The organism is Neobacillus sp. NRS-1170 (assembly GCF_050468025.1).
Genome location: NZ_JBITPF010000047.1, coordinates 1 through 23737, shown reverse-complemented (window position 1 = coordinate 23737; position 23737 = coordinate 1). Strand labels below are relative to the sequence as shown.

General features: G+C 39.6%; 23 protein-coding genes and 1 other annotated feature. Of the genes, 15 read left to right on the top strand and 8 right to left on the bottom strand.

Annotated features, from left to right (window positions below; translation table 11 throughout):
- The 4 genes from ACIFOT_RS19905 to ACIFOT_RS19890 all read left to right on the top strand — a co-directional run bounded on the left by ACIFOT_RS19905 (position 1) and on the right by ACIFOT_RS19890 (position 6299).
- A complete protein-coding gene (locus ACIFOT_RS19905; RefSeq protein WP_430067076.1) occupies positions 1-1455 on the top strand; it encodes an ammonia-forming cytochrome c nitrite reductase subunit c552 in 1455 nt (484 codons plus the stop codon).
- A gap of 353 nt (positions 1456-1808) precedes the next feature.
- The gene (locus ACIFOT_RS19900) at positions 1809-2993 is read left to right on the top strand and encodes an MDR family MFS transporter (protein ID WP_430067075.1); all 1185 of its coding nucleotides are present in this window, start codon (positions 1809-1811) and stop codon (positions 2991-2993) included.
- A gap of 135 nt (positions 2994-3128) precedes the next feature.
- Positions 3129-3351: a binding site (T-box leader), on the top strand.
- A gap of 168 nt (positions 3352-3519) precedes the next feature.
- Positions 3520-5937, top strand: coding sequence for a leucine--tRNA ligase (gene leuS, locus ACIFOT_RS19895; RefSeq protein WP_430067074.1), 2418 nt, complete (start codon positions 3520-3522; stop codon positions 5935-5937).
- A gap of 56 nt (positions 5938-5993) precedes the next feature.
- On the top strand, positions 5994-6299 hold the full coding sequence (locus tag ACIFOT_RS19890; RefSeq protein WP_430067116.1) for a rhodanese-like domain-containing protein: 306 nt from the start codon (positions 5994-5996) through the stop codon (positions 6297-6299).
- Positions 6300-6333: 34 nt separating this feature from the next.
- On the opposite strand, the gene ACIFOT_RS19885 is transcribed toward ACIFOT_RS19890, so the two are convergent.
- The 3 genes from ACIFOT_RS19885 to ACIFOT_RS19875 are packed head-to-tail and all read right to left on the bottom strand — an operon-like array spanning position 6334 to position 8106.
- Positions 6334-6861 (bottom strand): ferric reductase-like transmembrane domain-containing protein, encoded by a 528-nt coding sequence (locus ACIFOT_RS19885; protein ID WP_430067073.1) that lies wholly within the window; start codon positions 6859-6861, stop codon positions 6334-6336.
- Entirely contained in the window at positions 6848-7735 is an 888-nt protein-coding gene (locus ACIFOT_RS19880) for an FAD:protein FMN transferase (protein WP_430067072.1), read from the bottom strand. Before ACIFOT_RS19880 ends, ACIFOT_RS19885 begins: the two co-directional genes overlap by 14 nt.
- Positions 7735-8106 carry a hypothetical protein gene (locus ACIFOT_RS19875; protein WP_430067071.1) on the bottom strand — a complete coding sequence of 124 codons (372 nt, stop codon included), beginning with the start codon at positions 8104-8106 and terminating at the stop codon, positions 7735-7737. The genes ACIFOT_RS19880 and ACIFOT_RS19875 overlap by 1 nt, the downstream gene beginning before the upstream one ends.
- A gap of 148 nt (positions 8107-8254) precedes the next feature.
- On the opposite strand from ACIFOT_RS19875, the gene ACIFOT_RS19870 reads away from it, so the two are divergent.
- Complete coding sequence (locus ACIFOT_RS19870; protein WP_223595723.1) at positions 8255-8440, top strand: sporulation protein Cse60; 186 nt, start codon at positions 8255-8257, stop codon at positions 8438-8440.
- A gap of 109 nt (positions 8441-8549) precedes the next feature.
- On the opposite strand, the gene ACIFOT_RS19865 is transcribed toward ACIFOT_RS19870, so the two are convergent.
- A complete protein-coding gene (locus tag ACIFOT_RS19865; RefSeq protein WP_430067070.1) occupies positions 8550-9818 on the bottom strand; it encodes an NAD(P)/FAD-dependent oxidoreductase in 1269 nt (422 codons plus the stop codon).
- A 192-nt stretch (positions 9819-10010) separates the two neighbouring features.
- On the opposite strand from ACIFOT_RS19865, the gene ACIFOT_RS19860 reads away from it, so the two are divergent.
- Together ACIFOT_RS19860 and ACIFOT_RS19855 are read left to right on the top strand one after the other, a co-directional pair.
- The gene (locus tag ACIFOT_RS19860) at positions 10011-11648 is read left to right on the top strand and encodes a putative polysaccharide biosynthesis protein (protein WP_430067069.1); all 1638 of its coding nucleotides are present in this window, start codon (positions 10011-10013) and stop codon (positions 11646-11648) included.
- Positions 11638-12357: a pseudouridine synthase gene (locus tag ACIFOT_RS19855; protein ID WP_430067068.1), complete on the top strand. Its 720-nt coding sequence runs from the start codon at positions 11638-11640 to the stop codon at positions 12355-12357. The genes ACIFOT_RS19860 and ACIFOT_RS19855 overlap by 11 nt, the downstream gene beginning before the upstream one ends.
- A gap of 27 nt (positions 12358-12384) precedes the next feature.
- Here ACIFOT_RS19855 and ACIFOT_RS19850 read toward each other — a convergent pair whose 3' ends face one another.
- A complete protein-coding gene (locus ACIFOT_RS19850) occupies positions 12385-13653 on the bottom strand; it encodes a TolB family protein (protein ID WP_430067067.1) in 1269 nt (422 codons plus the stop codon).
- Between the two features lie 165 nt (positions 13654-13818).
- Between ACIFOT_RS19850 and speD the strand changes: the two genes are divergently transcribed.
- The 4 genes from speD (at position 13819) to ACIFOT_RS19830 (ending at position 15800) form a co-directional block, all read left to right on the top strand.
- Positions 13819-14631 (top strand): adenosylmethionine decarboxylase, encoded by an 813-nt coding sequence (gene speD, locus ACIFOT_RS19845; RefSeq protein ID WP_430067066.1) that lies wholly within the window; start codon positions 13819-13821, stop codon positions 14629-14631.
- A gap of 124 nt (positions 14632-14755) precedes the next feature.
- Entirely contained in the window at positions 14756-15181 is a 426-nt protein-coding gene (locus ACIFOT_RS19840) for an SRPBCC family protein (protein WP_430067065.1), read from the top strand.
- Positions 15182-15529 (top strand): ArsR/SmtB family transcription factor, encoded by a 348-nt coding sequence (locus ACIFOT_RS19835; RefSeq protein ID WP_430067064.1) that lies wholly within the window; start codon positions 15182-15184, stop codon positions 15527-15529. It begins immediately after the preceding gene.
- Positions 15530-15560: 31 nt separating this feature from the next.
- A complete protein-coding gene (locus ACIFOT_RS19830) occupies positions 15561-15800 on the top strand; it encodes a hypothetical protein (RefSeq protein ID WP_430067063.1) in 240 nt (79 codons plus the stop codon).
- Positions 15801-15873: 73 nt separating this feature from the next.
- Here the strand turns inward: ACIFOT_RS19830 and ACIFOT_RS19825 are convergent, their stop codons facing one another.
- The gene (locus tag ACIFOT_RS19825; protein ID WP_430067062.1) at positions 15874-17877 is read right to left on the bottom strand and encodes a YhgE/Pip family protein; all 2004 of its coding nucleotides are present in this window, start codon (positions 17875-17877) and stop codon (positions 15874-15876) included.
- A gap of 125 nt (positions 17878-18002) precedes the next feature.
- Here ACIFOT_RS19825 and ACIFOT_RS19820 point away from each other — a divergent pair, with 125 nt between their 5' ends.
- Positions 18003-18890: a LysR family transcriptional regulator gene (locus ACIFOT_RS19820; protein WP_430067061.1), complete on the top strand. Its 888-nt coding sequence runs from the start codon at positions 18003-18005 to the stop codon at positions 18888-18890.
- A 109-nt stretch (positions 18891-18999) separates the two neighbouring features.
- On the opposite strand, the gene ACIFOT_RS19815 is transcribed toward ACIFOT_RS19820, so the two are convergent.
- The gene (locus ACIFOT_RS19815) at positions 19000-20370 is read right to left on the bottom strand and encodes an amino acid permease (protein ID WP_430067060.1); all 1371 of its coding nucleotides are present in this window, start codon (positions 20368-20370) and stop codon (positions 19000-19002) included.
- A 184-nt stretch (positions 20371-20554) separates the two neighbouring features.
- Between ACIFOT_RS19815 and ACIFOT_RS19810 the strand changes: the two genes are divergently transcribed.
- Positions 20555-20683, top strand: coding sequence for a hypothetical protein (locus ACIFOT_RS19810; protein ID WP_430067059.1), 129 nt, complete (start codon positions 20555-20557; stop codon positions 20681-20683).
- Between the two features lie 72 nt (positions 20684-20755).
- Here the strand turns inward: ACIFOT_RS19810 and ACIFOT_RS19805 are convergent, their stop codons facing one another.
- Positions 20756-20977 (bottom strand): DeoR family transcriptional regulator, encoded by a 222-nt coding sequence (locus ACIFOT_RS19805; RefSeq protein WP_173058944.1) that lies wholly within the window; start codon positions 20975-20977, stop codon positions 20756-20758.
- 418 nt (positions 20978-21395) lie between these two features.
- Between ACIFOT_RS19805 and pepV the strand changes: the two genes are divergently transcribed.
- Together pepV and dat are read left to right on the top strand one after the other, a co-directional pair.
- On the top strand, positions 21396-22817 hold the full coding sequence (gene pepV, locus ACIFOT_RS19800; protein WP_430067058.1) for a dipeptidase PepV: 1422 nt from the start codon (positions 21396-21398) through the stop codon (positions 22815-22817).
- Positions 22818-22840: 23 nt separating this feature from the next.
- Positions 22841-23695 (top strand): D-amino-acid transaminase, encoded by an 855-nt coding sequence (gene dat, locus ACIFOT_RS19795; RefSeq protein WP_430067057.1) that lies wholly within the window; start codon positions 22841-22843, stop codon positions 23693-23695.
- Positions 23696-23737: the final 42 nt, after the last annotated feature.

Below are 23737 nucleotides of genomic sequence, written 5' to 3'. Positions count from 1 at the left end.
ATGGGAAGGTTAAGATATGGGGCATATCTTTTCCTGGTCGCAATGGTATTGATCATATCCGGGTGTGATCATGATTCCGGTGAGAAAACAGCCGCTGCAGCAGGTCAAAAGACAACGGGCCTATCTGAAGACGAAATTAGTAATGAGGCGTTTAAAAAATTATTCCCGCTTCAATATAACAGCTATAAGAAAAATGAGAAAATGGAAGACACTACCTACGGAGGCTCTGAAAAACGAAGCAAATATGAAGCAGATAAGGAGCCGCTGCTGCCAATCCTATTTAACGGATATGGATTTGCAACGGAGTACAATGAAGAACGCGGCCATACTTATGCACTAGAAGATATTCGCAGCATTAAACGGATTACCGATAAATCAGTTGGATCTTGTTATACATGTAAATCAACAGCAGTGCCAAAAATGATTGAAGAAATGGGTGACCACTATTGGGGAGCAAATTTTAATAAGGAAATTTGGCCAAAAGGGGAGGCCTTGGGTCACTCACCAATTGGCTGCTCTGACTGTCATGATCCCAAAACAATGGATTTACGTGTAACGCGGCCAAGCTTTTTTAAAGCGCTAAAAGCACAGGGTGTTGATGTTTCTAACCCAACGAAGAATGAAATGCGCAGCTACGTTTGTGGTCAGTGCCATGTTGAGTATTATTTTTCTGCAAAAAACAGCGAAGTTACTTTTCCGTGGACGAAGGGCTTCAAACCAGAGGACATGTATGAATATTATAATACTATTGCCAAACAGAATGGGTTTGAAAAAGACTGGATTAGCAATATTTCCGGAACTCTAATGTTAAAATCGCAGCATCCTGAGTATGAAACACATATGTCAGGAACACACGGAAAAGCAAATGTATCCTGCGCTGATTGTCATATGCCATATGAGCGTGTAGATGGAAAAAGAAAAATCACCTCACACTGGTGGACTTCACCACTTAAAACCATGCAAACTTCTTGTGGACAGTGCCACGGTGATCGTGATTTGGATAAACTAAAAGACCGCGTTCTTGAAATTCAAGAAGCAAACGTAAGTGCCTTACATGAAGCTCAAGAAGTTTCAACCACCTCACACTATTATGTAAACAAAATGATTACGTCTGGTGTAAACAAGGATAAAATAAAACAAGCTCAAGAATATGTACGCAAGGGTCAATGGTACTGGGATATCGTTGCTGCTGAAAACTCTGCCGGCTTCCACAACCCGCAAGGATCGATGGATTCACTAAGGATTTCAATTGAGCAGTCCAACAAAGCAATCTGCTTAGCGACGGAAGAACTAGTGAAAAAAGGCGTCAATATGGAAGAGCTTGATAAGGAAATTGAAAAAGTGAAAAAAGCAGTCTTAGAAGAAAAAGAAAATGATAAGAAAAAAGACAAAGCGGTAAATGCCTACTTCCCTGCACAAGCACCGATTGTACCGGCTACGCCAATAAAAAAATAGACTCCTTCCTTTAGAACCCTTATTCGTCCCGCCAAGAAGGAACAAGGATGATATTGGAAAGAGGCTGAGAATAAGATGAGTTTTGAAACACTGTTTCTTGTATAGATACAGTGTTTTCTATTTATTTTGTCAAAAGATTAGTGAGGTGTCAATTTGAGGAATTTTTATCTCGGAAGGCGGATATAATTAAGAGTTTCGCGAAATTAATTTGAGGTTAAGCGAAATTCAAGCTTAAACACGCGAAATCCTTTCCTTACGATTATTGTTTATAGAAAAAGATTGCACATAAATATAAAAAGGTCTAAAATTACCAAGGATATCGAAATAATTTTATGATAAAGGAGCGTATTTTCATGCCACGTGCCTTATGGCTTTTAATTATCGGGATGGCAGTGAATGTAATCGGCTCTTCTTTTTTATGGCCTTTAAATACCATCTATATTCACGAACATTTAGGAAAATCCTTATCGGTTGCTGGAATTGTTCTGATGTTGAATGCAGGGGCAAATGTCATCGGAAATTTATACGGCGGCCATTTATTTGATAAAATTGGCGGCTATAAATCTATTCTTCTAGGAATTTTTATTTCACTTGCAGCCCTTGTCGGATTAACCTTTTGGCATGGCTGGCCAGAATATGTTGTTTTTCTAACGATTGTTGGCTTTGGAACAGGGATTATTTTTCCCTCCATGTATGCGATGGCAGGCTCAGTATGGAAAGAAGGCGGGAGAAAGTCATTTAATGCCCTATATGTCGCGCAAAATCTTGGCGTAGCAGTAGGTGCTGCACTTGGGGGATTGGTAGCAGATTACTCATTTCAGCTTATTTTTCTTGCCAATATGGTTATGTATGTGATCTTCCTGCTTATTGCCGTTTTCGGATATAAAGGTATTTTAGTAGATTCGGAGAAACAAGAAAATAAAGCAAAAGCAGAAAAAGGAATAAAATCCAAGGCGAATCTTCAGGCATTAATGATTCTTTGCTTAGGCTATTTACTATGCTGGGTAGGATATGTTCAGTGGACTACCACAATTGCCTCCTACACACAGGAAATCAATATAACCTTAACGCAATACAGTTTCTTATGGACAATTAACGGAGCGATTATTGTTCTAGGTCAACCGCTTTTGCATGGGGTGCTGAAATATCTTTCTTCATCTTTAAAGCTTCAAATACTTATTGGAATTGGCATTTTTATTATCTCATTTATTGTTGCAGGGAACGTCAGCGCCTTTTCAGGATTTCTAGTTGCTATGATAATCCTAACAATTGGTGAAATGTTCATTTGGCCTGCCGTCCCAACTGTTGCCTTCAGTCTGGCACCAAAGGGCAGGGAAGGCTTCTACCAAGGAATCGTCAATAGCACTGCAACCGGAGGAAGAATGATTGGCCCGCTGTTAGGAGGCATGCTTGTAGATTTATATAGCATATCAGCCTTATTTACCGTTTTAATTGGATTATTTCTCATTGCAATCGTCACGACCCTTTTATACGACCGAACCTTAAGGGTGTCAGGCACCGTCCGTGGACAAATTTAATGATTTGTCCACGTGTGGTGGACGTCAGGTTTAGAGGTTTAAATGGGAAATTTGTTGTCCATTATGAAATTAGGCAGCGGGGTTACTTGCAAATTGATGGGAAATTTAATACAATAACCGTAATACTTTTATATTGAAAAAACAGTGATTAGGAGTAGTAATGGTCCCTATCCGCACTAAGAGAGTTGACGGCTGGTGAAAGTCAACCGGGTAAATCATGAACTCGCCTATGAGTCGCAAGCATGAATCTAAAGTAATGCTTGCCGTTTACCGCGTTAAGGATAATGAAGCGAGTGTTTTAAACACTAATGTGGGTGGTACCGCGGGAAGATACATATACAATCCTCTCGTCCCTTTTTGGGATGAGGGGTTTTTTATTTTTTTATCCAGCTACAGCGCCTAGCACCTCTTTGGTCTAAGCCGAATCCGCCCGAGAAGGTTAAAAAGCAACCTTCCCGCCGGATCGCCTTATGCTTGTCGGGGCTGGTCAAGGCGCTTCCGCTTTTACCTTAAGGAGGAACAGAAAATGAGTTTCGATCATCAGCAAATCGAAAAGAAGTGGCAAAAGAAATGGGAAGAAGAAAAGACCTTTAAAACAAGCGAAGAATATGATAAGCGTAAATTTTACGCTTTAGATATGTTTCCATATCCATCAGGAGCCGGCCTTCATGTGGGGCATCCAGAAGGCTATACAGCAACCGACATTCTTTCACGAATGAAGCGGATGCAAGGATACAACGTTCTTCACCCAATGGGCTGGGATGCATTTGGCCTTCCGGCAGAGCAATATGCCCTTGATACCGGGAACGACCCTGCGGAATTTACCGAGCAAAATATCAACACTTTCCGCAGACAAATTAAAGCATTAGGTTTCTCTTACGATTGGGATCGTGAAGTAAATACAACAGATCCTGAATATTATAAATGGACACAATGGATTTTCTTAAAGCTTTGGGAAAAAGGTCTAGCTTACATCGATGAGGTAGCGGTGAACTGGTGCCCGGCACTTGGAACTGTCCTTGCGAATGAAGAAGTCATCGATGGTAAAAGTGAACGCGGCGGTCATCCTGTTGAACGTCGTCCGATGAAGCAGTGGATGCTTAAAATCACGGCATACGGCGACCGTTTACTTGAAGACCTTGAAGAGCTTGATTGGCCGGAAAGTTTAAAAGAAATGCAGCGCAATTGGATCGGACGATCTGAAGGTGCGGAAGTAACATTTGCCATTGATGGGCACGAGGAAACCTTCACAGTATTCACAACGCGTCCGGATACGCTTTTTGGTGCCACCTATGCGGTGCTTGCTCCTGAACATTCTTTTGTAGATAAAATTACAACTTCTGAGCAGCGTTCAGCCGTTGAAGCATACTTAGATAAGGTAAAGTTAAAAAGCGACCTTGAACGTACAGACCTTGCGAAAGAGAAAACTGGCGTATTTACGGGTGCTTACGCAATCAACCCAGCTAATGGCGAAAAAATGCCAATCTGGATTGCCGATTATGTATTAGCCAGCTACGGAACAGGGGCCATTATGGCGGTGCCAGCTCACGACGAGCGTGACTATGAATTTGCTAAAGAATTTGGATTACCAATTAAAGCGGTTGTAGCAGGCGGCGATATTGAAAAAGAAGCCTTTACAGGCGATGGTGATCACATCAACTCCGAATTCTTAAATGGTTTAAATAAAGAAGACGCGATTTCTAAAATGATTACCTGGTTGGAAGAAAAAGGTATCGGTACGAAAAAGGTAACGTACCGGTTACGTGATTGGTTATTTAGCCGTCAGCGCTACTGGGGCGAACCGATTCCAATTATTCATTGGGAAGATGGCACAATGACAGCGGTACCGGAAGAAGAGCTTCCATTGACATTACCAACAACGAAGGATATCAAACCATCAGGAACAGGTGAATCACCACTTGCTAATATTGCTGAATGGGTAAATGTCCTCGATCCGGAGACAGGCAAAAAAGGTCGCCGTGAAACCAATACAATGCCACAATGGGCTGGCAGCTGCTGGTACTATTTACGTTATATTGATCCAAAAAATAGTGAGGCCCTAGCAGCACCAGAAAAACTAAATCATTGGTTACCGGTTGATATTTACATTGGCGGAGCTGAACATGCCGTTCTTCACTTGTTATATGCCCGCTTCTGGCATAAATTCTTGTATGATATCGGTGTGGTTCCAACAAAAGAGCCATTCCAAAAGTTATTCAACCAAGGAATGATCTTAGGCGAAGGCAATGAAAAAATGAGTAAATCAAAAGGAAATGTTGTCAATCCGGATGATATCATCGACAGTCACGGTGCAGATACACTTCGCTTGTATGAAATGTTTATGGGACCTCTCGATGCATCGATTGCATGGTCGACAAACGGCTTGGACGGTTCCCGCCGCTTCCTAGATCGAATCTGGCGATTATTCGTAGAGGAAAATGGGGAGTTAAGTCCTAAAATTCAGCCGGATGTAGAAGCATCGAATTTGGAAAAGGTCTACCATCAAACGGTGAAAAAGGTTACCGAGGATTATGAGGGACTAAGATTTAATACCGCAATTTCACAAATGATGGTATTTATTAATGAGGCCTATAAATCATCAGTTCTACCTAAAAATTACGTTGAAGGATTCGTCAAAATGCTTGCACCGGTTAGTCCGCATGTTGCTGAAGAGTTATGGGAAAAACTAGGCCACAGCGGCACGATTTCCTACGAAACATGGCCAGCATATGATGAAGCTAAGCTAGTGGACGAGGAAGTTGAAATTGTCATTCAAGTTAACGGTAAGGTGAAAACGAAACTTATGGTTCCAACTGATGCAAGTAAAGAGGCGTTAGAAGGAATCGCCATGGATGATGATCGAGTGAAGGAACAAATCGAAGGAAAAACAGTTCGAAAAGTTATTACTGTTCCGGGCAAACTAGTTAATATTGTAGCAAACTAATACTATTAAGCATCCTCCTTCTTTAGGGGGGATGTTTTTCTGAAAGGATGAGTGGGATGGAAGAAATTCAAACAATTACACCTGAGGAGTTACAGAAGAAGCTAGAAGCTGGGGAAAAACTGGAGCTTGTCGATGTAAGAGAAGATGATGAGGTAGCTTTTGGAATGATTCCAGGTGCAAAGCATATTCGCATGGGAGACATACCTGCGAACCTCGACTATTTTGACAAGGACAAAGAATATATTTTTATCTGCCGTTCTAGCGGCCGTAGTGGCAATGTTTGCCATTATTTGCAAGACCAGGGCTACAAAGTCCGCAATATGGTGGGCGGAATGCTGAACTGGACAGGTGAAACAAAATAACCGATTCCTTTAGGGAATCGGTTTTTACTTGCCTTTATGGAGAAACCTCAAGTTTTGGTTTACTCTTTTGCACCATGAAAGCTATAAGTATAGCAGGAATAATATTAACAGCTGCAATCACCACTGCCTGAAAATCCGTTCCAATAAATAGGCCATGAATCGTAACGAATAAATATAGAATCGGATTAAGGGCATGTAATTTCCGCCATTTTTGATAGCCAATCTTTTTCCTCACTTTTGAGGTGACTATCGTCATGATCAAGAAATATAAGGAGAAAATCCCCAATGCCATTGGCAGGGGCTTATAGTCAGTATTAAAAGGAATCAATACTTCAACCCAATTAAAAGATATATTAGTATCAATCAATAGGAAACCAACATGGCCCAGGGTAAGAAACAGCGCCAAATTTGCCAGGGATTCATGCAAAACCAACGGAATGGTTACATTACGTTTGCGCTTTTTTTGAACCTGAGAGTAAAGTCCAATGAGCACCGACAAGTATAATAATAAGTAGGCTACTGTACCCGTGGCTCTAATTATATACCATTCAAACATTTCCATCCTGTCTGCCTCTTTTCCAAATCTCTCCGTCTTTATTGATCAATACGGATAAGCACCCTTTACTCTCTAACCAATCTTGTCCTTTATCTGCACCTAATAACAGGGCAGTTTTGGCCCAAACATCAGCTTCCAGGGCAGTTGGAGCCGTAACAGTTGCCGATACAATTCCGGTTTCAGAAGATTTTCCGGTACGGGAATCTATTAAGTGATGTGCCTGTTTACCATTTAGCATCCACTTTCTTTTCATGGAAGTTGACGTTGCCAGCGCTCCATCTTTTACCTGGATCGAAGTAATGATTTTTGTATTTTCAAATGGATTCTCAATCCCAATGTTCAACTGCCTTGGCAGGGAGCCAAAAATACGAATATCGCCGCCAACATTGATAAACCCAAAGCCTATTTTTGCTAAAAGATTTGCAGCATTGTCAATTACCCAGCCCTTGGCAATTCCTCCAAGGTCGATTTTGGTATGAAGCATGACCGACTGCAAACTCTCATTTAAAGTAAATGGGTTTATAGCAGCAATCGCTGAGGGGGAAGCTATTTCTAGCTTTTGCCCTTTAATGATTTCAATAGATTTTGAATAACCGATGCTTTCAAGTGCCGTTAAAACACCTGGATTAAAAATTCCATCTGTTTCTTTATAAAAGCTCTCAGCCAAAGTTAAAATTGAAAACATGTCGGCCGAAATGGCAACCTCTTTTCTGATTTGTTGGTTAAGGAGCGAAAGTTCACTATCCTCTTTGAAACGGCTGCAGGTATCCTCCACACCTTCAAACAATTTATAAACCGGCATCAAATCATTTGCAAACAGCTCACAGCTAATCGAAATCTTTAGGATCGTACTCATGGAGTTAAATTGATAGTTATACATTAGGTTCCACCTGTAGTTGTATCAAAGCCGCCATGATGTCCAAATCCAGGACCGCTGCCATTTGAAAATTGATCTTGCCCACTGCTATTGCCAGATTGATTATCGCTGCCAAAATTATCAGCAGTTCCTTGATCGTTTTGATTAAATTGACTATCTCCTCCCCACGAACTGCCTTGTTCTGGTTGCTGACCGAAATTAAAATTGTCCTGAGTTTGCTGATTAGAATTATTGTTAGAGGGTTGCCCTTGATCTATTGCCACTTGATTAGTAGCTTTATCTCCATTGGATAATCCAAGATAGGAAACCATCCCAGCGACTAAGGCCAGGCTGCCAAAACTGACTCCCCAAGAGATTTTTTGTTTTTTATCCATTACTAATGCTCCTTTCAAACTTGAAAATGTCTTTCTAGAAAATAATTTACAAGCCCAAACTTAAAATAAACTTAACTTTTCTAAGAGATTAATTTTAAAAATTCAGAAAAATGGTGATAATGATAGAAAAAAAGAAAGGGAGAGGACCATGATACAGGTCAAATTGTTTGATCGCGAGCATGAAAAGGATTTAGAAAAGGAAATGAATCATTTTTTACGAGGGTTGGATGAAAAGAGTCTATTAGATATTAAATATAATGTGGCAGCGATGACAGAGGAAGAAGAGGAAGAACAAATTTATTGTTTTTCAGCAATGATCATATATAAGGCCTGATTTTTGACATCAGGCCTTTTTTAATTGATAGTATAAATTTTGACTTCGAGAATTGTCCAGCTCCAGCGCCTAGCCCCTCGAGGTCTCTAGTCGGGGCTGATCAAGGCGCTTACGCTTTTTTTGTATCAATAGCAGCATTGGTTCCAGCCAATCTTCCAGTAACAAGAGCAGAGGTGATATTATATCCGCCAGTGTAACCATGAATATCAAGTATTTCACCGCAAAAATAAAGGCCGCTCATGAATTTTGAGCCCATAGTCTGGGGTTCGATTTCTTTCACGGAAACCCCGCCTCCCGTTACGAAAGCTTTTTCTAGAGGAAGAGTTCCATTAACTTTAATCATAAATTGCTTGCAGCTTTTAGCAAAACTACGGAATTTTTCGTTGGAAATCGTGCCTCCTTGCTCCGCAGCTTCAATTCCGTTTTGCTCTAATAGAAAAAGGAGATATCGCTCCGGAAGCATTCCTTTTAAAGTGTTCTTGATACTCTTCTTAGGTTCCATTTTTACAAGCTTCACAATTTCTTGGAAAAGCTCTTCTTCCTTTTTATCTGGAAGAGCATCAAGGCTCATCGTTACTTCTTTCAGGTTCCATTTTTTCAAAGCTTTTACGACAAACTGACTGCAGCGGAGTACAGCTGGACCGCTGATTCCAAAATGGGTAAAAATCATATCCATCCGGTGAGAAATGAGCGGCTTCCCTTTTGGATTTAACACACTGAGTTCAATGTCTCTTAAAGAAAGACCTTGCAGCGATTTATCCCGAATAAATGGTTCACTTGACGTGACCGGGACTTCCGTTGGAAACAGTTCGGTAATCGTATGTCCTGCTTTTTCCGCCCAGGCATAGCCATCTCCAGTTGATCCTGTATGGGGAACAGACTTGCCGCCAACGGCAATGACGATGGATTTTGTCCCAATTTTTTGTCCGTCCTTTAACAATACTCCAGAAACATGGCCATTTTCATACAAAACATCTGCTACAGGGCTATTTTTAAAAATCGTCACCCGCAGCTTTTCCAATTGAGTTAACAAAGCATCAACGACAGACTGTGCTTTATCAGATACTGGGAACATCCGCCCGTGATCTTCTTCCTTTAAAGCGATTCCTAACCTTGCAAAGAACTTAATAATATCTTCATTATTGAAAATAGAGAAAGCACTATACAAAAACTTCCCGTTTCCAGGCAAGTGCTTAATGATTTCTTCTACGGGCAGGCGATTGGTTACATTACAGCGTCCGCCGCCGGAAATCGCCAGCTTTCTTCCAAGCTTGTCCCCTTTATCAATTAACAGCACCTTAGCCCCTTTTTCACCCGCAGCAATGGCTGCCATTAAACCAGAAGGGCCGCCGCCAATGACAATGACATCAAATTCCATAATTGCACCAACTTTAAATAGATTCACCTCATTATAAACATTTCATGGCGAAAATAAACGATTTTCACAAATTTAACTTGGTTGTTAGTAGCATCAGAGGGAAAAGAGTTGTAAACTACTAATAGTGTGCAAAAAAAGTCGAATTTTTTATGTGAAAAAGCGCACGTATTTCTTCGGGTAGGAAGGGATTCTATGCAATCTAAGCTTTTAAGAGGAACATTTATTTTAACCTTTGGAACAATACTATCGAAAATTCTTGGATTAATTTACGTTATTCCATTCTTTCAAATAGTCGGTCGGTCAGGGACGACCCTTTATCAATTTTCCTATGTTCCATACACCATTTTTATAAGTGTCGCAACAGCGGGCGTCCCGCTGGCTGTTTCAAAGTTTATTTCAAAATACAATGCCCTTGAGGAATATGCGGTCGGCCGGAAATTATTCAAATCAGGGCTAATGATTATGTTATTAACCGGTTTATTTGCATTCCTAGTCATGTATTTTGCATCACCGACATTAGCGGAAATGAGCATTAGCGGCGATAAAAAGGCGAATTTATCAGAGGTTACAACCGTCATGCGTGCAGTGAGTTTTGCCTTGATAGTTGTCCCGTTTATGAGTTTAATCCGCGGCTATTTTCAAGGTCATCAATCGATGGGTCCATCTGCTCTTTCACAAGTGGTGGAGCAAATTGTCCGAATTACATTTACTCTGCTGGGCGCATATGTTGTATTGCATATGTTTAATGGAAAAATGGTTACGGCTGTTAGTGTAGCTACGTTTGCTGCGTTTATTGGGGCAATCGGAGGACTGCTGGTTTTATTTTGGTATTGGTACAAAAGAAAGCCGTATTTAGATGAGTTACTTCAGCAAGATAAAGGCACTATAGATATTTCCCTTAAAGAAATATATAAAGAAATCTTTATCTCAGCCTTTCCATTTGTATTGGTGGGAATTGCCAATCCATTATTTCAAGCCATTGACCAATTCACCTTTAGTAAAGCAATGGCCGAAATAGGGAAGGCTCCACAATTAGCGGAATCCTTTTTCTCCATTTTGAATTTTGAATCACATAAAATCGTCATCATACCGGTATCACTTGCGACTGCCTTTTCGTTAACACTTGTACCAAGTATAACAAAGGCTTTCATTGAAGGAGATAGAAATAGCCTAAACCACCAGCTTAACCAAACCTTTCAGGTCCTATTATTTTTAACTTTGCCGGCAGCTATTGGGTTATCTTTATTAGCAGAGCCGGTTTACACGGCATTCTATCAGCATGATTTGCTTGGGGCAGGAGTTTTAAGGGTCTATGCTCCAGTGGCCATTCTCTTTTCCCTATATTCTGTAACAGCCGCAATTCTACAGGGAATTAATGAGCAGCGCTATACCATTTTAAGTCTGCTGGTTGGTTTATTAATAAAATTAACCTTAAATATCCCTTTGATAAAAATGATGGAAACAAAAGGAGCAGTTTTAGCGACAACCTTAGGTTATACCGCTGCAATTATCATTAATTTAATCGTCATTAAATTGTTCGCCCGCTATCCATTCCGCCTTGTTTGGAGAAGAAGTTTGTTAATTATTCTCTTCGCGGGAATGATGTGGGTAGGTACGGAAATCGTATATAAATTATTATTGTTATTCCTTTCACCTGCTTCAAAGGTACAATCCGTCTTAATCATCCTAATTAGTGCTGGTGTTGGAGCCGGAATCTATTTTTACCTGGGGCTAAAATCGGGTCTTGCAAGACGCCTATTCGGCGATAGGATAGATCGATTAATGACAAAATTAAAATTACCAGGAAGGAGGGGAACCCTTGAGAATTGACAAAATGCTGGCTAATCTCGGCTATGGGAGCCGGAAAGAAGTCAAACAGCTGTTAAAAAGCGGTGCCGTTAAGGTAAACGATGCGATTGTGAAGGATGCAAAACAACATATTGACCCAAACTCACAAACTGTAACCTTAAACGGTGAAGTCATTGAATATAAAGAGTTTATTTATTTAATGATGAACAAGCCTCCAGGAGTTTTATCGGCAACGGAGGATAATCAAGGTGAAACAGTTATCGACTTATTGGAGCTTGAAGACCAAGTTTATGAGCCATTTCCTGTTGGCAGGCTGGATAAGGATACAGAGGGATTACTGTTAATTACAAATGACGGGCAATTGGCGCATCGATTGCTTTCTCCTAAAAAGCATGTCCCCAAAACCTATTTTGCTGTCATCGATAGGGAAGTAACGGAGGAAGATGTGGAGGCATTTGCCAAAGGAGTCACATTGGATGACGGTTATGAAACAAAACCAGGCGAATTGAAAATCTTAAAATCGGGAATTCGTTCGGATATTGAGTTGACTATCACCGAAGGAAAATTCCATCAAGTAAAAAGAATGTTCCAAGCGGTCGGAAAAAGAGTCGTCTATCTTCAGCGGATTTCAATGGGGCCGCTTGCATTGGACGAATCACTTGAGCTTGGCGAATACAGGGAATTGACGGATGAAGAAGTAGAATTATTAAAAGACTATCAAGTAAAGTGAAAAAGCAGCCAATTGGCTGCTTTTTCGTTATTTCTTTTCTGCAAAAAAATCATACGCTTGAATATTTCTAATCCACTCTTTTGGATTTTGACCATTATAATCGGAAATCCATAAATCCTGCTTATGAAAGTCGGCAATATCCCTTTTTCGCAGCCAGGTTAATTTATTTGCGCCGGGAATGTATTGAGGATGATAGTCACCAAAATCCTTTGGAGGGTGTGTAATTTGAGTTTGAGTTTGGTCTTTTATTTTTATTAAAAATAAAGAAGGATCAGGCCGATTTTTTTCATCATTGGACCAATCCGTTTCCTTAACCCTTGAAACATAAAGAGAATTGTCATCCTTCCAGGCAAAGCCCATCTCTGCAAAATGAGCTGGTGTAAGTGTCGTCGATTTAAAAACTGGCATTTCGGTAATTTTCATATCTTTATTCTTAAAGCCTAGGACAATTCTCCCGCCGCCGGCAATATATCCTAATAAGTTTTGGGAGTATGCCCATTCTGGAGAATAGCCCTCATTTATGGTTTCATCTAAAACCGCAAAATTATGCCCGGCAGTACCAATAACACAAACCATATTGCTGTCCATGGCCCATGATGCAGTCGGGGGACTTACAATAAAGGAAACCCAGTTACCATCAGGGGAAAAATGAAAATTCCAGGCATCAAATGCTACCATGTTAACATTTCCTTTTTTTAGTTCATTGGGAATGGTAAATAACTGCTTCACGTTTTTAGTAAAGCTTGTCATTTTAGCTAAATCCTTTTCGAGTCCGATTTTAAAAAGAATCGGATTTGTCCATCCATCCGGTCTTAAGGAAGCACTTGAGGCTGTAATGAAGGATTTTCCATCAGGATACCAATTATAATCCCCAACACCCAAAGCAATGTTATAAAAATGTTCAAGGTTCGAGACGTTTAATACCCATCCGCTTTTAAAGGCAACAATATTTTCGACTGGAGACCACTTTGGATTGGTCCCGTCACGCGTAATGTTGATATGCTTTTTCGTGTCAACATTATAAACCCATATTTCTGAATGCGAATCTGTGTTAGAGTTGGGCTTTTTTCTAGCCTCAAGTTGATACAAAATCCATTTCCCATCATGGGACCATTGTGGCTGGTAGGAATGCTCGGATTGCTCTTTAGTAATTTTTGTTTCCTTACCATTTATTTTCACCCAAACAAATCCATCTCTAAAGAAGGCAACTTTAATGTTGTTTTCAATTGGTGCAGCTTGTACCATATTCGGAACGAGCAAAATTAATACAATTATAATCCAAAAAAATCTTTTCATTATTTCACCTCATCTTCAATTATTTTCCACCGAAATCTGAGAATTATGAGGAATATTAGTATCTTTTACCATGCAATATTAGTTTTCCATAAAAAAAGGAACTATGGGTAAATTAATAATATTTACTTACGATTATTACCTTTTTATCTTAGGGGGACAGCGTTCATGAAATTGACACATGAGCAGGCAATTGAATTACACGGCTTTAATAACCTTACTAAATCGCTAAGTTTTAATATGTATGATATTTGTTTTACGAGAACCCGGGAAGAACGTGAGGCGTATCTAAAGTATATTGATGAGCAATATAGTGCGGAAAGATTGCAAAATATATTGAAGCATGTTTCCGATATTATAGGAGCACATGTTTTAAATGTTGCCAGCCAGGATTTTGAGCCGGCAGGCGCGAGCGTCACCTTGCTTGTATCTGAAGGACCTGTTGCAGCAAACGCCCCAGAAGAAGCATTCGAGGAATCTCCTGGCCCCTTGCCGGAATCTGTGGTGATGCAATTAGATAAAAGTCATATTACGGTTCATACATACCCTGAATTTCATCCTGATGAAGGAATAAGTACATTTAGGGCTGATATTGATGTTTCAACCTGCGGCGAAATATCACCGCTTAAGGCACTGCATTATCTTATTCGCGCGTTTGAGACAGACGTTATGACGATCGATTACCGTGTTCGCGGCTTTACAAGAGATAAAACGGGACACAAGCTATTTATCGACCATGAAATCAGCTCTATTCAAAATTACATTCCTGATGATGTAGGAGAATTATTCGATATGATTGATGTTAATGTCTATCAGGAAAATATTTTTCATACGAAATGCAAACTGCGTGAATTTGATTTAAATAACTATTTATTTGGTTACACAAAAGATAAATTATCCCCAGATGAACACATTGAAATAACGCAAAGGTTAAAGCTAGAAATGGACGAAATTTTTTATGGAAAAAATATTGTGCAATAGAGCTCGATTTCAAGGGCTCTTTTTTTTTAAATAATGCTTGACGTGCAACCAAATGGTGTTATATTATCTTGATGTGAAACCAAATGGTTTCGTATTGAAAAAGAGATTAGAGGAGGATTAGCAAATGGGAAATGAGACACAACAAACATTAGAGGATATAAAGTATACGTTGGTTTATAATGCTCCAATTAATAAAGTATGGGATGCAGTAGCAACATCAGAGGGACTTGCAGCATGGTTCATGCCCAATGATATGAAACCGGTAGAAGGGCATGAATTTCATTTAAATGCTGGCCAGTTCGGAATGTCACCTTGTAAAGTCACAGAAGTCAATCCACCTAACCGTCTTTCTTTCAATTGGGGTAAAGATTGGACTTTAACTTTTGAATTAAAAGAACTTGAAGGAAAAACAGAGTTTACCTTAATCCATGGCGGCTGGGATATTAATAAAGCAACCGAATTTGGTGCACCGCATGCTCCAATTCGCGAAAACATGAACCAAGGCTGGGCAGGACTTGTTAAAAAATTGCAAGGATATGTTGAGGCGTAAATGGGTGCTTCTTCAGCAAAGCATGATGTCTTTCAAGCCATTGCTGATCCGACCCGCCGGAGCTTATTAAAACTTTTAAGCAATCAAGAATTGCCTGTTACAGCTATCAGTGAACATTATCCCATTAGCCGGACAGCAGTCTCCAAGCACCTAAAAGTATTAGCGGATGCCGGGCTGGTTAAGGAGAGGAAGGTCGGCAGAGAAACAAGGTATAAGCTAGAACCTGAGCCGCTATTTGAACTAAAAGATTGGCTCCAATATTTTGAACTATATTGGCAAAATAAGCTTACCGCACTTAGACTATTTGTTGAAACGGATTCCGATATCGAGAATCAAAAGAAAAAGTGATATCATTTGAATTATTTAGGAGGCAAAAGATATGGACAAGCAAGGACAGGAAATGTTTTTAAATTTTATTTTACAAAGAGTGCAAGAGGGCAAAGAGGAAGAAGCAAAAGAAATACTTACAGAAAACTTCAGGAAACAAAATGAAGGCACTTTTTCACAAGATGATATTCAACAGTTTATCCCGAAGATGATTAGCCTATTAAAACCTGAAAAATTAGATGAAGTACAAGCAGTGGTAAAGCAATTTTCTGGAGATTTCGGCAACAAGTAAAGCTGTCAATTTTCAAAGGGCAGTACGATTTCTGTTGTGAAATCGTACTGCTTTTCTATTTGTTTGGATATTTTTAATGGACGGTATCGACTGTAGGTTTTGAATGCTGTACAAGGCTTGTCACCCAAGTAACTCCTCCAGCAATTACTAAATAAAAGATTAAGATCATAATTTGGTGCCCGAGCTGTGACCAATCCCCTAATGTAATGACATCCTGGAATCCCCGTAAAGAGTGTGCCATAGGCAGAACACTTCCAATCTTACTAAGAACAGGGTTACCCAATTCACCAGGGAAAGTACCGCCGCATGTGGCCAGCTGAAGCACTAAAAATGTGACAGCTAGGAACTTTCCTGCTACTCCAAATAACGTCACCAGCATTAGAATAAAGGTCATGAAGGTAAAGGAAACAATGATACTTGATAAAATAAACATCGGGATACTCGCCACATGTACTTTAAATCCAAACAAAATGACCAAATCCACAATGATGGCTTGGATTAGCCCAATTGAGTACTTAAGGGCAAGTTTATTGATAAAGTGTACAGTTCCATTAACCTTTAGATCTTGCCTGCGTCCTAATGGCAGAATATTTGCAGCCATGATTCCTCCCACATAAAAGGCAAGCGAAAGAAAATATGGAGTAATCCCTATACCGTAATTTGGAACATTGGATAATTCTGATTCTACTAATTGTACAGGCTCTGAGAACATTGATGTTAATTGGTCATTATTATTGTGCACAGTCGAAGTCTTCTTTGCTGCATCCGTTAATTTAGAGGATAACTCATTCGAACCAGCAGCTAATTGGCCGAGGCCCTTAAGCAATTGATTGGAACCATCACCTAACCGAGTACCGCCTTCTGCTAAATCGTCTATCCCATGATTTAAAGTTGAGAAGCCTTTCTCCCATTGAGTAAATCCGCTCGCAAATTGAACCGTTCCATCGGAAATTTGTTTAGCACCATCAGCAGCTTCCTGCATTTTTGGACCAAATTGCTTCATTCCATCATTAAGCTTGGATGCTCCTAGGGCAATTTCTTCTGCACCTGTCGCAAGCTGAATTTGTCCAATGTTAAGTGTGTCTGATGCTTGGGCTAAACTGTTTGCCGATCCTATGATTTGCTGGAAATCTGGGTCATCTGCTGCTTCAGGATGATTTTGCATGTACTTTTCCAGCATTGTTTTAAGGTTATAGGCTGTGCTTTTCGTTTGTATAAGTCCTTGAGCCTGCTTCTTATTTCCATCAGACCAGGTATTTGTACCATCAAGTAAATGAGCCGCACCTGCTTCTAATGAGGCATGTCCATCTGTTAGCTTTGTCAATCCGATGGCCAATAGTTGAGTACTGTCCTGAATTCTTTCTAACCCTTGCCCCAATTTCTGCTGGCCGCTGGAAAGTTTACTGCTTCCTTCCTTGAGTTGTTTAGAGCCATCATTTAAACGCTCAATTCCATCCGAAAGTGTAACCATTCCATTTTTGGCTTCGCTGGTACCTTGATATAATTCATTTGCCCCTTCACCGGCAGCACTTAATCCATGTGCTAGCTCTTGGAATTTTGTAAACACGCCATCTGCATAGGATTTTGTGATGCTGGCCGCAATTTTTGTTTTCATTTTTTCTGTTGCGGTTGTGCTAATTTGTGAGGCAACAAAGTTTTTACCAGGATTCGTTTTATACATTAGTTTGGCAGGTTTGGGATGTTCATCCATTAATGTACTTACGCTTTGTGAAAAATCCTTCGGAATCGTCAGGACCATATAGTAATCTCCGTTTTTAAGTCCTTGATTTGCCTTCTTTTCTGATACAAACTGGAAGTTCAAATCCTTGTTTTCTCTTAGATTGTTAACAAATTCTTCTCCTGCATCAATGGGTTTTCTATCCATCATTCCACCTTTATCTAAATTCACTACAGCTACTGGAAGCTGGTCTAAACGACCATATGGATTCCAATATCCAGCGATAAAGAAGCCAGAATAAATTAATGGCACAATGAGAAGAAAAATTAACGCAATCCTCCCATGCTTATGATGCCACATCGCTTTTATATCTTTTAATACTAAATTTATCCCCTTCATATTTCCCCCTAATATCGTAAATTTATTAACATAACCAATATGATAAATACTTTTCGATATAATGTATAATATATAATTATCTATAAATTGATAGCTTTAAATCTATAGTAGTAGGTGGACATAGCATGGAGCTTTTGCAGCTGAAGTATTTCCAAACTGTTGCCCGGCTTGAACATATGACTAGGGCATCAGAAGAACTTAAAATTGCCCAGCCCTCTTTAAGTAAAACTATATCCCGTTTAGAAGAAGATCTCGGTGTACCGTTATTCGATCGGGCTAATAGGCAAATAAGATTAAATGCTTTTGGTAAACTATTTCTGGAACGAGTAGACGGGGCATTTTTGGAGTTGAATGAGGGAAAAAGAGAAATTGTGGAATTAGCTGAAAGGAGCCAAAATCAAATAACATTGGCCGTCAGCATTCCAAGAGTTTTGCCAGATTTGTTGAGTTCGTTTTTAAAGCAATCACCTGATGTGAAATTTCAGCAGGTATTAGAATCCACTAACTCCATGAAACGCCAGCTTGAAAAGGCAGAAATTGATTTTTGTATTTCTTCCGTGCCAATGGAAGGGGATGAGCTTGTTTGGGAACCGCTAATCACCGAAGAAATTTATTTAATTGTGCCACCGCATCATCGGCTGGCTAATAGGGAAACAATTTATCTTTATGAAGTAAAGGAAGAGCCGTTTATTAGTATGAATACAGGTTATGGATTCCGGAATTTAACCGATGAATTTTGCCGTCAAGCTGGTTTTGTTCCAAATATTGCGTTCGAAGGGGATGAACCAGGGGTAATTGGTGATCTTGTTAGACAAGGCCTTGGGATTGCCTTTGTATCAGAATTGTCATGGGTGCATAACTTAAATCCTTTTTCACACAAGATACAAATCATTGAACCAAATTGTCAAAGAACAATTGGCTTAGGATGGTCAAAAAGGCGATTTCATTCTGATACGGCCAAACAATTTCGCCAATTTGTTATCGATTACTTTTCAAAAATATCACTTTCTTAAAATAGAGGCTCCCCGGCACGCCCGCAGAAAGCGAAGCACCTGAAGGGCAAATTAACAACAAAGTTTAATAGATCCGAATTAAAAAAAGTCAGCAATATTTGGTGACTTTTTATACTTGTCTAATTGAATTCAAGTTTCCTGAGGTCCATCTTTTTTTAACAGCGAAGGAAAGAATAATTAAAACCCCTACCGTTGTGAGAGAAACGGTTGATCCAATTACATTGTCAGGGTTTAAAAGAAACCCAATAAAGATGGTGCATAAGGACACAATTGCAAATATTGTTGTATATGGAAACCATTTTACACGAAAAGCCGATTGCTTTTTATAAAGGGGACGCAGTTTTAATTGGGCCGCACAAATACTAATCCAAATTAACATTACCGTAAAACCTGGAATGGTCATAAGATAGCTGATGACCTGACTAGGCGTTATATAAGCTAAATAAACACCGCCTAAAATAAAGGCACTTGTAATCAAAATCCCAGTTAAAGGAATGCCAGACTTCGAGGTTTTTAACAAGCTTTTTGGTGCGACACCGCTTTGTGCCATCGAGAATAACGTTCTCGACGTCGCATATATGCCTGAATTTGCCGCTGATAAAACGGCTGTTAATAAGACGAAATTCATAATATGTGCTGCACCAGGGAGACCTGTGCTGCTAAATACTTGAACAAACGGGCTTTCTGCGCCGGAAACTTTATTCCATGGCATAATTCCACAAATAATCAGGATCGGTAGAATGTAAAAAATAATGACGCGCCAAACAGCGCCCTTGATAATTTTCGGCAAAACTCGTTCAGCTTCTTTAGTCTCAGTAACGGCAACGCCGATTAATTCAGCACCGCCATAAGAAAACATGACTACTAAAAACGCACTAAACATGCCGCCAGCACCGTGCGGGAAAAATCCCCCATGTGCTGTATAGTTGGTGAAAGAATCGTGCGATGACCCTGGAATGATCCCTAATAGAAGGAAGAATCCCAGCACAATAAAAGCGATTAACGCCAAAATCTTAATTCCTGCAAACCAAAACTCCAGCTCACCATAATATTTCACTTGGGTTAAATTGATTCCTACAATGACGACTGCACAAAGAAAGCTTAATAGCCATAATGGGGCAGAAGGGAACCAATATTGCAGAAAACTTCCTGCCGCTAATAATTCAACCACTGTAACAAGGATCCAGTTAATCCAGTACAGCCAGCCGACAATGAATGAAACCTGAAAGCCGAATGCTTTATTTACTAGATGCTGCACATTGAAGTTCGGAAAGGCCAGCGCCATTTCCCCTAATGCGGCCATGATTATAAAGAGGATGAGCCCGCCAATTAAATAAGTAACGACGACGCTAGGCCCGGCAATATTCAATGTATCCGAGCTTCCCTTAAATATCCCCGTACCAATCATGCCTGCCACTGCAATAAACTGTACATGCCTCGGCAATAACCCCTTTTTTAAGTTCTGATGATTGTTTTCCATGTTGTTTCAACCCACTTTTCTCTTTTACTTAGACGCTTTTAAGCGCTAAAGTATTTTATACTAATATAGCATATTATGAAAAACTGTCAAACCCATATATTTTTCACTTAAAGAATATTTTTTGCCTGAAGGAAACTTTATTAGATGCGGCGAATATTATATATACAAATAGGAGGCGAATGAGATGTTTATTAACCCTCGATTGCAGCGGAGAATTTACCTATATTCATTTTTATTTAAAAAGCTCGGAATTTTAAGTGAACAAGAATTCAACAACATTATCAAATTTGATCAGATGCATGAACATCGGTAAATTACTCAGGAACAAAAAAGTACACGATTATCTCGTGTACTTTTTTTATGCTTATTTTCATGTTTTTTTGTTTTAAGATGACATCTTCACTTTCTTTTCTGTAGTAGTCCATTTTCCGCGGCTTGGGCTTATGACCAAGTCATTATAGGCTAAGACATTTAAATCTCGTTGTATGGTGCGAGGAGTGATACCAAATTCCTCTACAAGTTCCTGCGTTGTGACAGTGCCGTTATTGCGGATAAACATGTAGATACATTTGATGCGGTTTAACATCCGGTTAGTTGAAGGTTTCAAAGAACCACTCCCTATCCTAATTTCAAACCTATGGCTTAATCCCTCTACCGACAGCCTCTTTGACAATATGTAGTTTTCTTTTCCGCGCAGACAACTCCTTTTCATGGATGCTAGAAGCGGGTACTTAGATGTCATACATCTAACCATATTGTACCCATAATTTCTGAAAATTTCTACCACTATAGTAAAATTTACAAAATAATCTTTCTAAATTTACAAATATTGTTCGGCTTTTTTCCCTCCCTTTTCATGGCTGATACTATATCGTATGGGGAATAATGTTTGGTTTATGATAATTTTTTGAATTTTTAGTAAAAAACAATTTGTTATTTGGATAGTTTTTTTAAAATTGATAAGATAATTGCCATAATGATATTGTTAAAAATGAAATAATTATCTTAATATGGGGGTACAAACATTGACACAGATTAATTGGATGAGTGAGGTTGAAAAAAGAAAAGATGCACTCATTAAGGACACCCAGGGATTATTACATATTAAAAGTCTTTTAGACGAAGAAAATACTTCTTCGGACGCGCCTCTCGGGCAGGGTGTAAAAGAAGCGCTCGAGTATATGCTACAGCTCGGTGAAAAAGATGGATTTACTCCGAAAAATGTTGGGAATTTAGCTGGCCATCTGGAGTTTGGTGAAGGAAATGAGCTTCTTGGCATTCTCTGCCATGTGGATGTAGTTCCAGAAGGGGACGGTTGGTCAAGCGATCCTTATGGGGCAGAAATTCGTGATGGAAAAATTTATGCCCGCGGTGCTTTGGATGATAAAGGGCCAACAATGGCGGCTTACTATGCGCTGAAAATTGTGAAGGAACTGGGATTGCCCCTTAAAAAGCGAGTTCGAATGATCATTGGAACGGACGAGGAAAGCAATTGGCGCTGTGTGGAGCATTATTTTCAGCATGAAGAAATGCCGACTCTAGGATTTGCTCCAGATGCTGATTTCCCCATAATTAATGCGGAAAAAGGGATTGCTGATTTCGATATGGTTCAGAAAAAATCTTTCAATGACAGCGCTGAAGGAGAGGTTGAGGTCATCAGCTTTGTTTCCGGAAAGAGGTACAATATGGTGCCAGATTACGCTAAAGCCGTATTAAAACTAAAAGAAAATCAAGCTGGGTTACTTGAAGACTATTCATCCTTCATGAGGGAGTATGAGCTCGAACATATTCATCAAGCCGAGAACGGAACATTAATTTTAGAAGTAAAAGGTATTTCTGCACATGGAATGGAACCAAAAAACGGGAAAAATGCCGGGTTGTTTTTAGCAGAATTTCTATCAAAGCAAAATTTAGAGGTGAAAGCCTCCCATTATTTCCAATTCGTATCCCGCTACTTCTTTAATGATTCAAGGGCTGTAAACCTTGGAGTAGCTTATTCTGATGATATCTCGGGAGATCTTACCATCAATCCAGGCAAACTGTCATTTTCGCCACAATCCGGTGGCAGTATAGGCATGACATGCAGGTACCCTGTTACAAACAAAATGGAGGACACTAAAACCAAGCTGGATGATCTTCTTATAGACGAAGGCTTCGAAATTAACCATTTCTCAGACTCTAAGCCGCATCATGTGGATGAAAAGGAATTCCTCATACAAACCTTGAAAAAGGTGTATGAAGAACAAACAGGTGAAAAAGCTGAAATGATTGCTATTGGAGGCGGAACCTACGCCCGTTCCCTCAAATCGGGTGTAGCCTTTGGACCGCTATTTCCTGGAAGACCAGATATTGCTCATCAAAAAGATGAATATATGTATATTGAAGACTTGTTAAAAGCAACAGCGATTTATGCACAAGCAATCTTTGAATTGGCAAAAAATGAATAACTATATAAAAGGGGAAATCGGAAATGAAATTCGCAATTTTAAACGGTACAATAATCGATCGATCTGAAGCAAAAGTGGATGTAGAAGACCGCGGCTATCAATTTGGTGATGGGGTATATGAGGTCATCCGGGTCTATAACGGTAAAATGTTTACTGTAATAGAACATCTGGAGAGATTTGTGAAAAGCTCTAACAGTATCGGTATTTCGCTGCCAATTACCATAGAACAAATAACACAATTGCTTGAAGAACTTATTGACAAAAATAATCTTCAACTTGGGACGATTTATATGCAAATCACAAGGGGAGTCGCACCGCGGAATCATGCTTTTCCTACGGAAGAGACCGTCCCATCGCTTGTGGCTTATACGAAAGAAGCAGGACGACCTGCAGAAAGTTTGAAAACGGGCGTAAAAACAATTCTCACTGAAGATATCCGCTGGCTGCGCTGTGATATTAAAAGTCTAAATTTACTAGGCAACCTATTAGCGAAACAAAAAGCAGCTGAAGGAAGGGCGTTTGAAGCAATTCAGCATCGTGGTCAGGATGTTACCGAAGGAAGCTCATCGAACATCTATATTGTAAAAAATGGCGTTGTCATTACGCACCAATCAAATAACCTAATTTTAAAAGGAATCACAAAGGATGTTATTTTGAACCTTTGTTTAAAAAATAATATTCCTGTTGAAGAACGAACTTTTACACTAGATGAATTGGCCCAGGCTGATGAAGTGTTTATGTCCAGTACAACAGCAGAGGTCATGCCGATTATCGAAATCGATGGCAAAAAAGTAAGGGACGGGTTACCAGGCCCTGTTACAATAAATATACAAGAGCTATTTGTTCAAGAAATAGAAGAACAATGTGGAAATCTATAGAATTAGAAAAAGACGTGCAATTTGATATTATCCCCTTTAAGT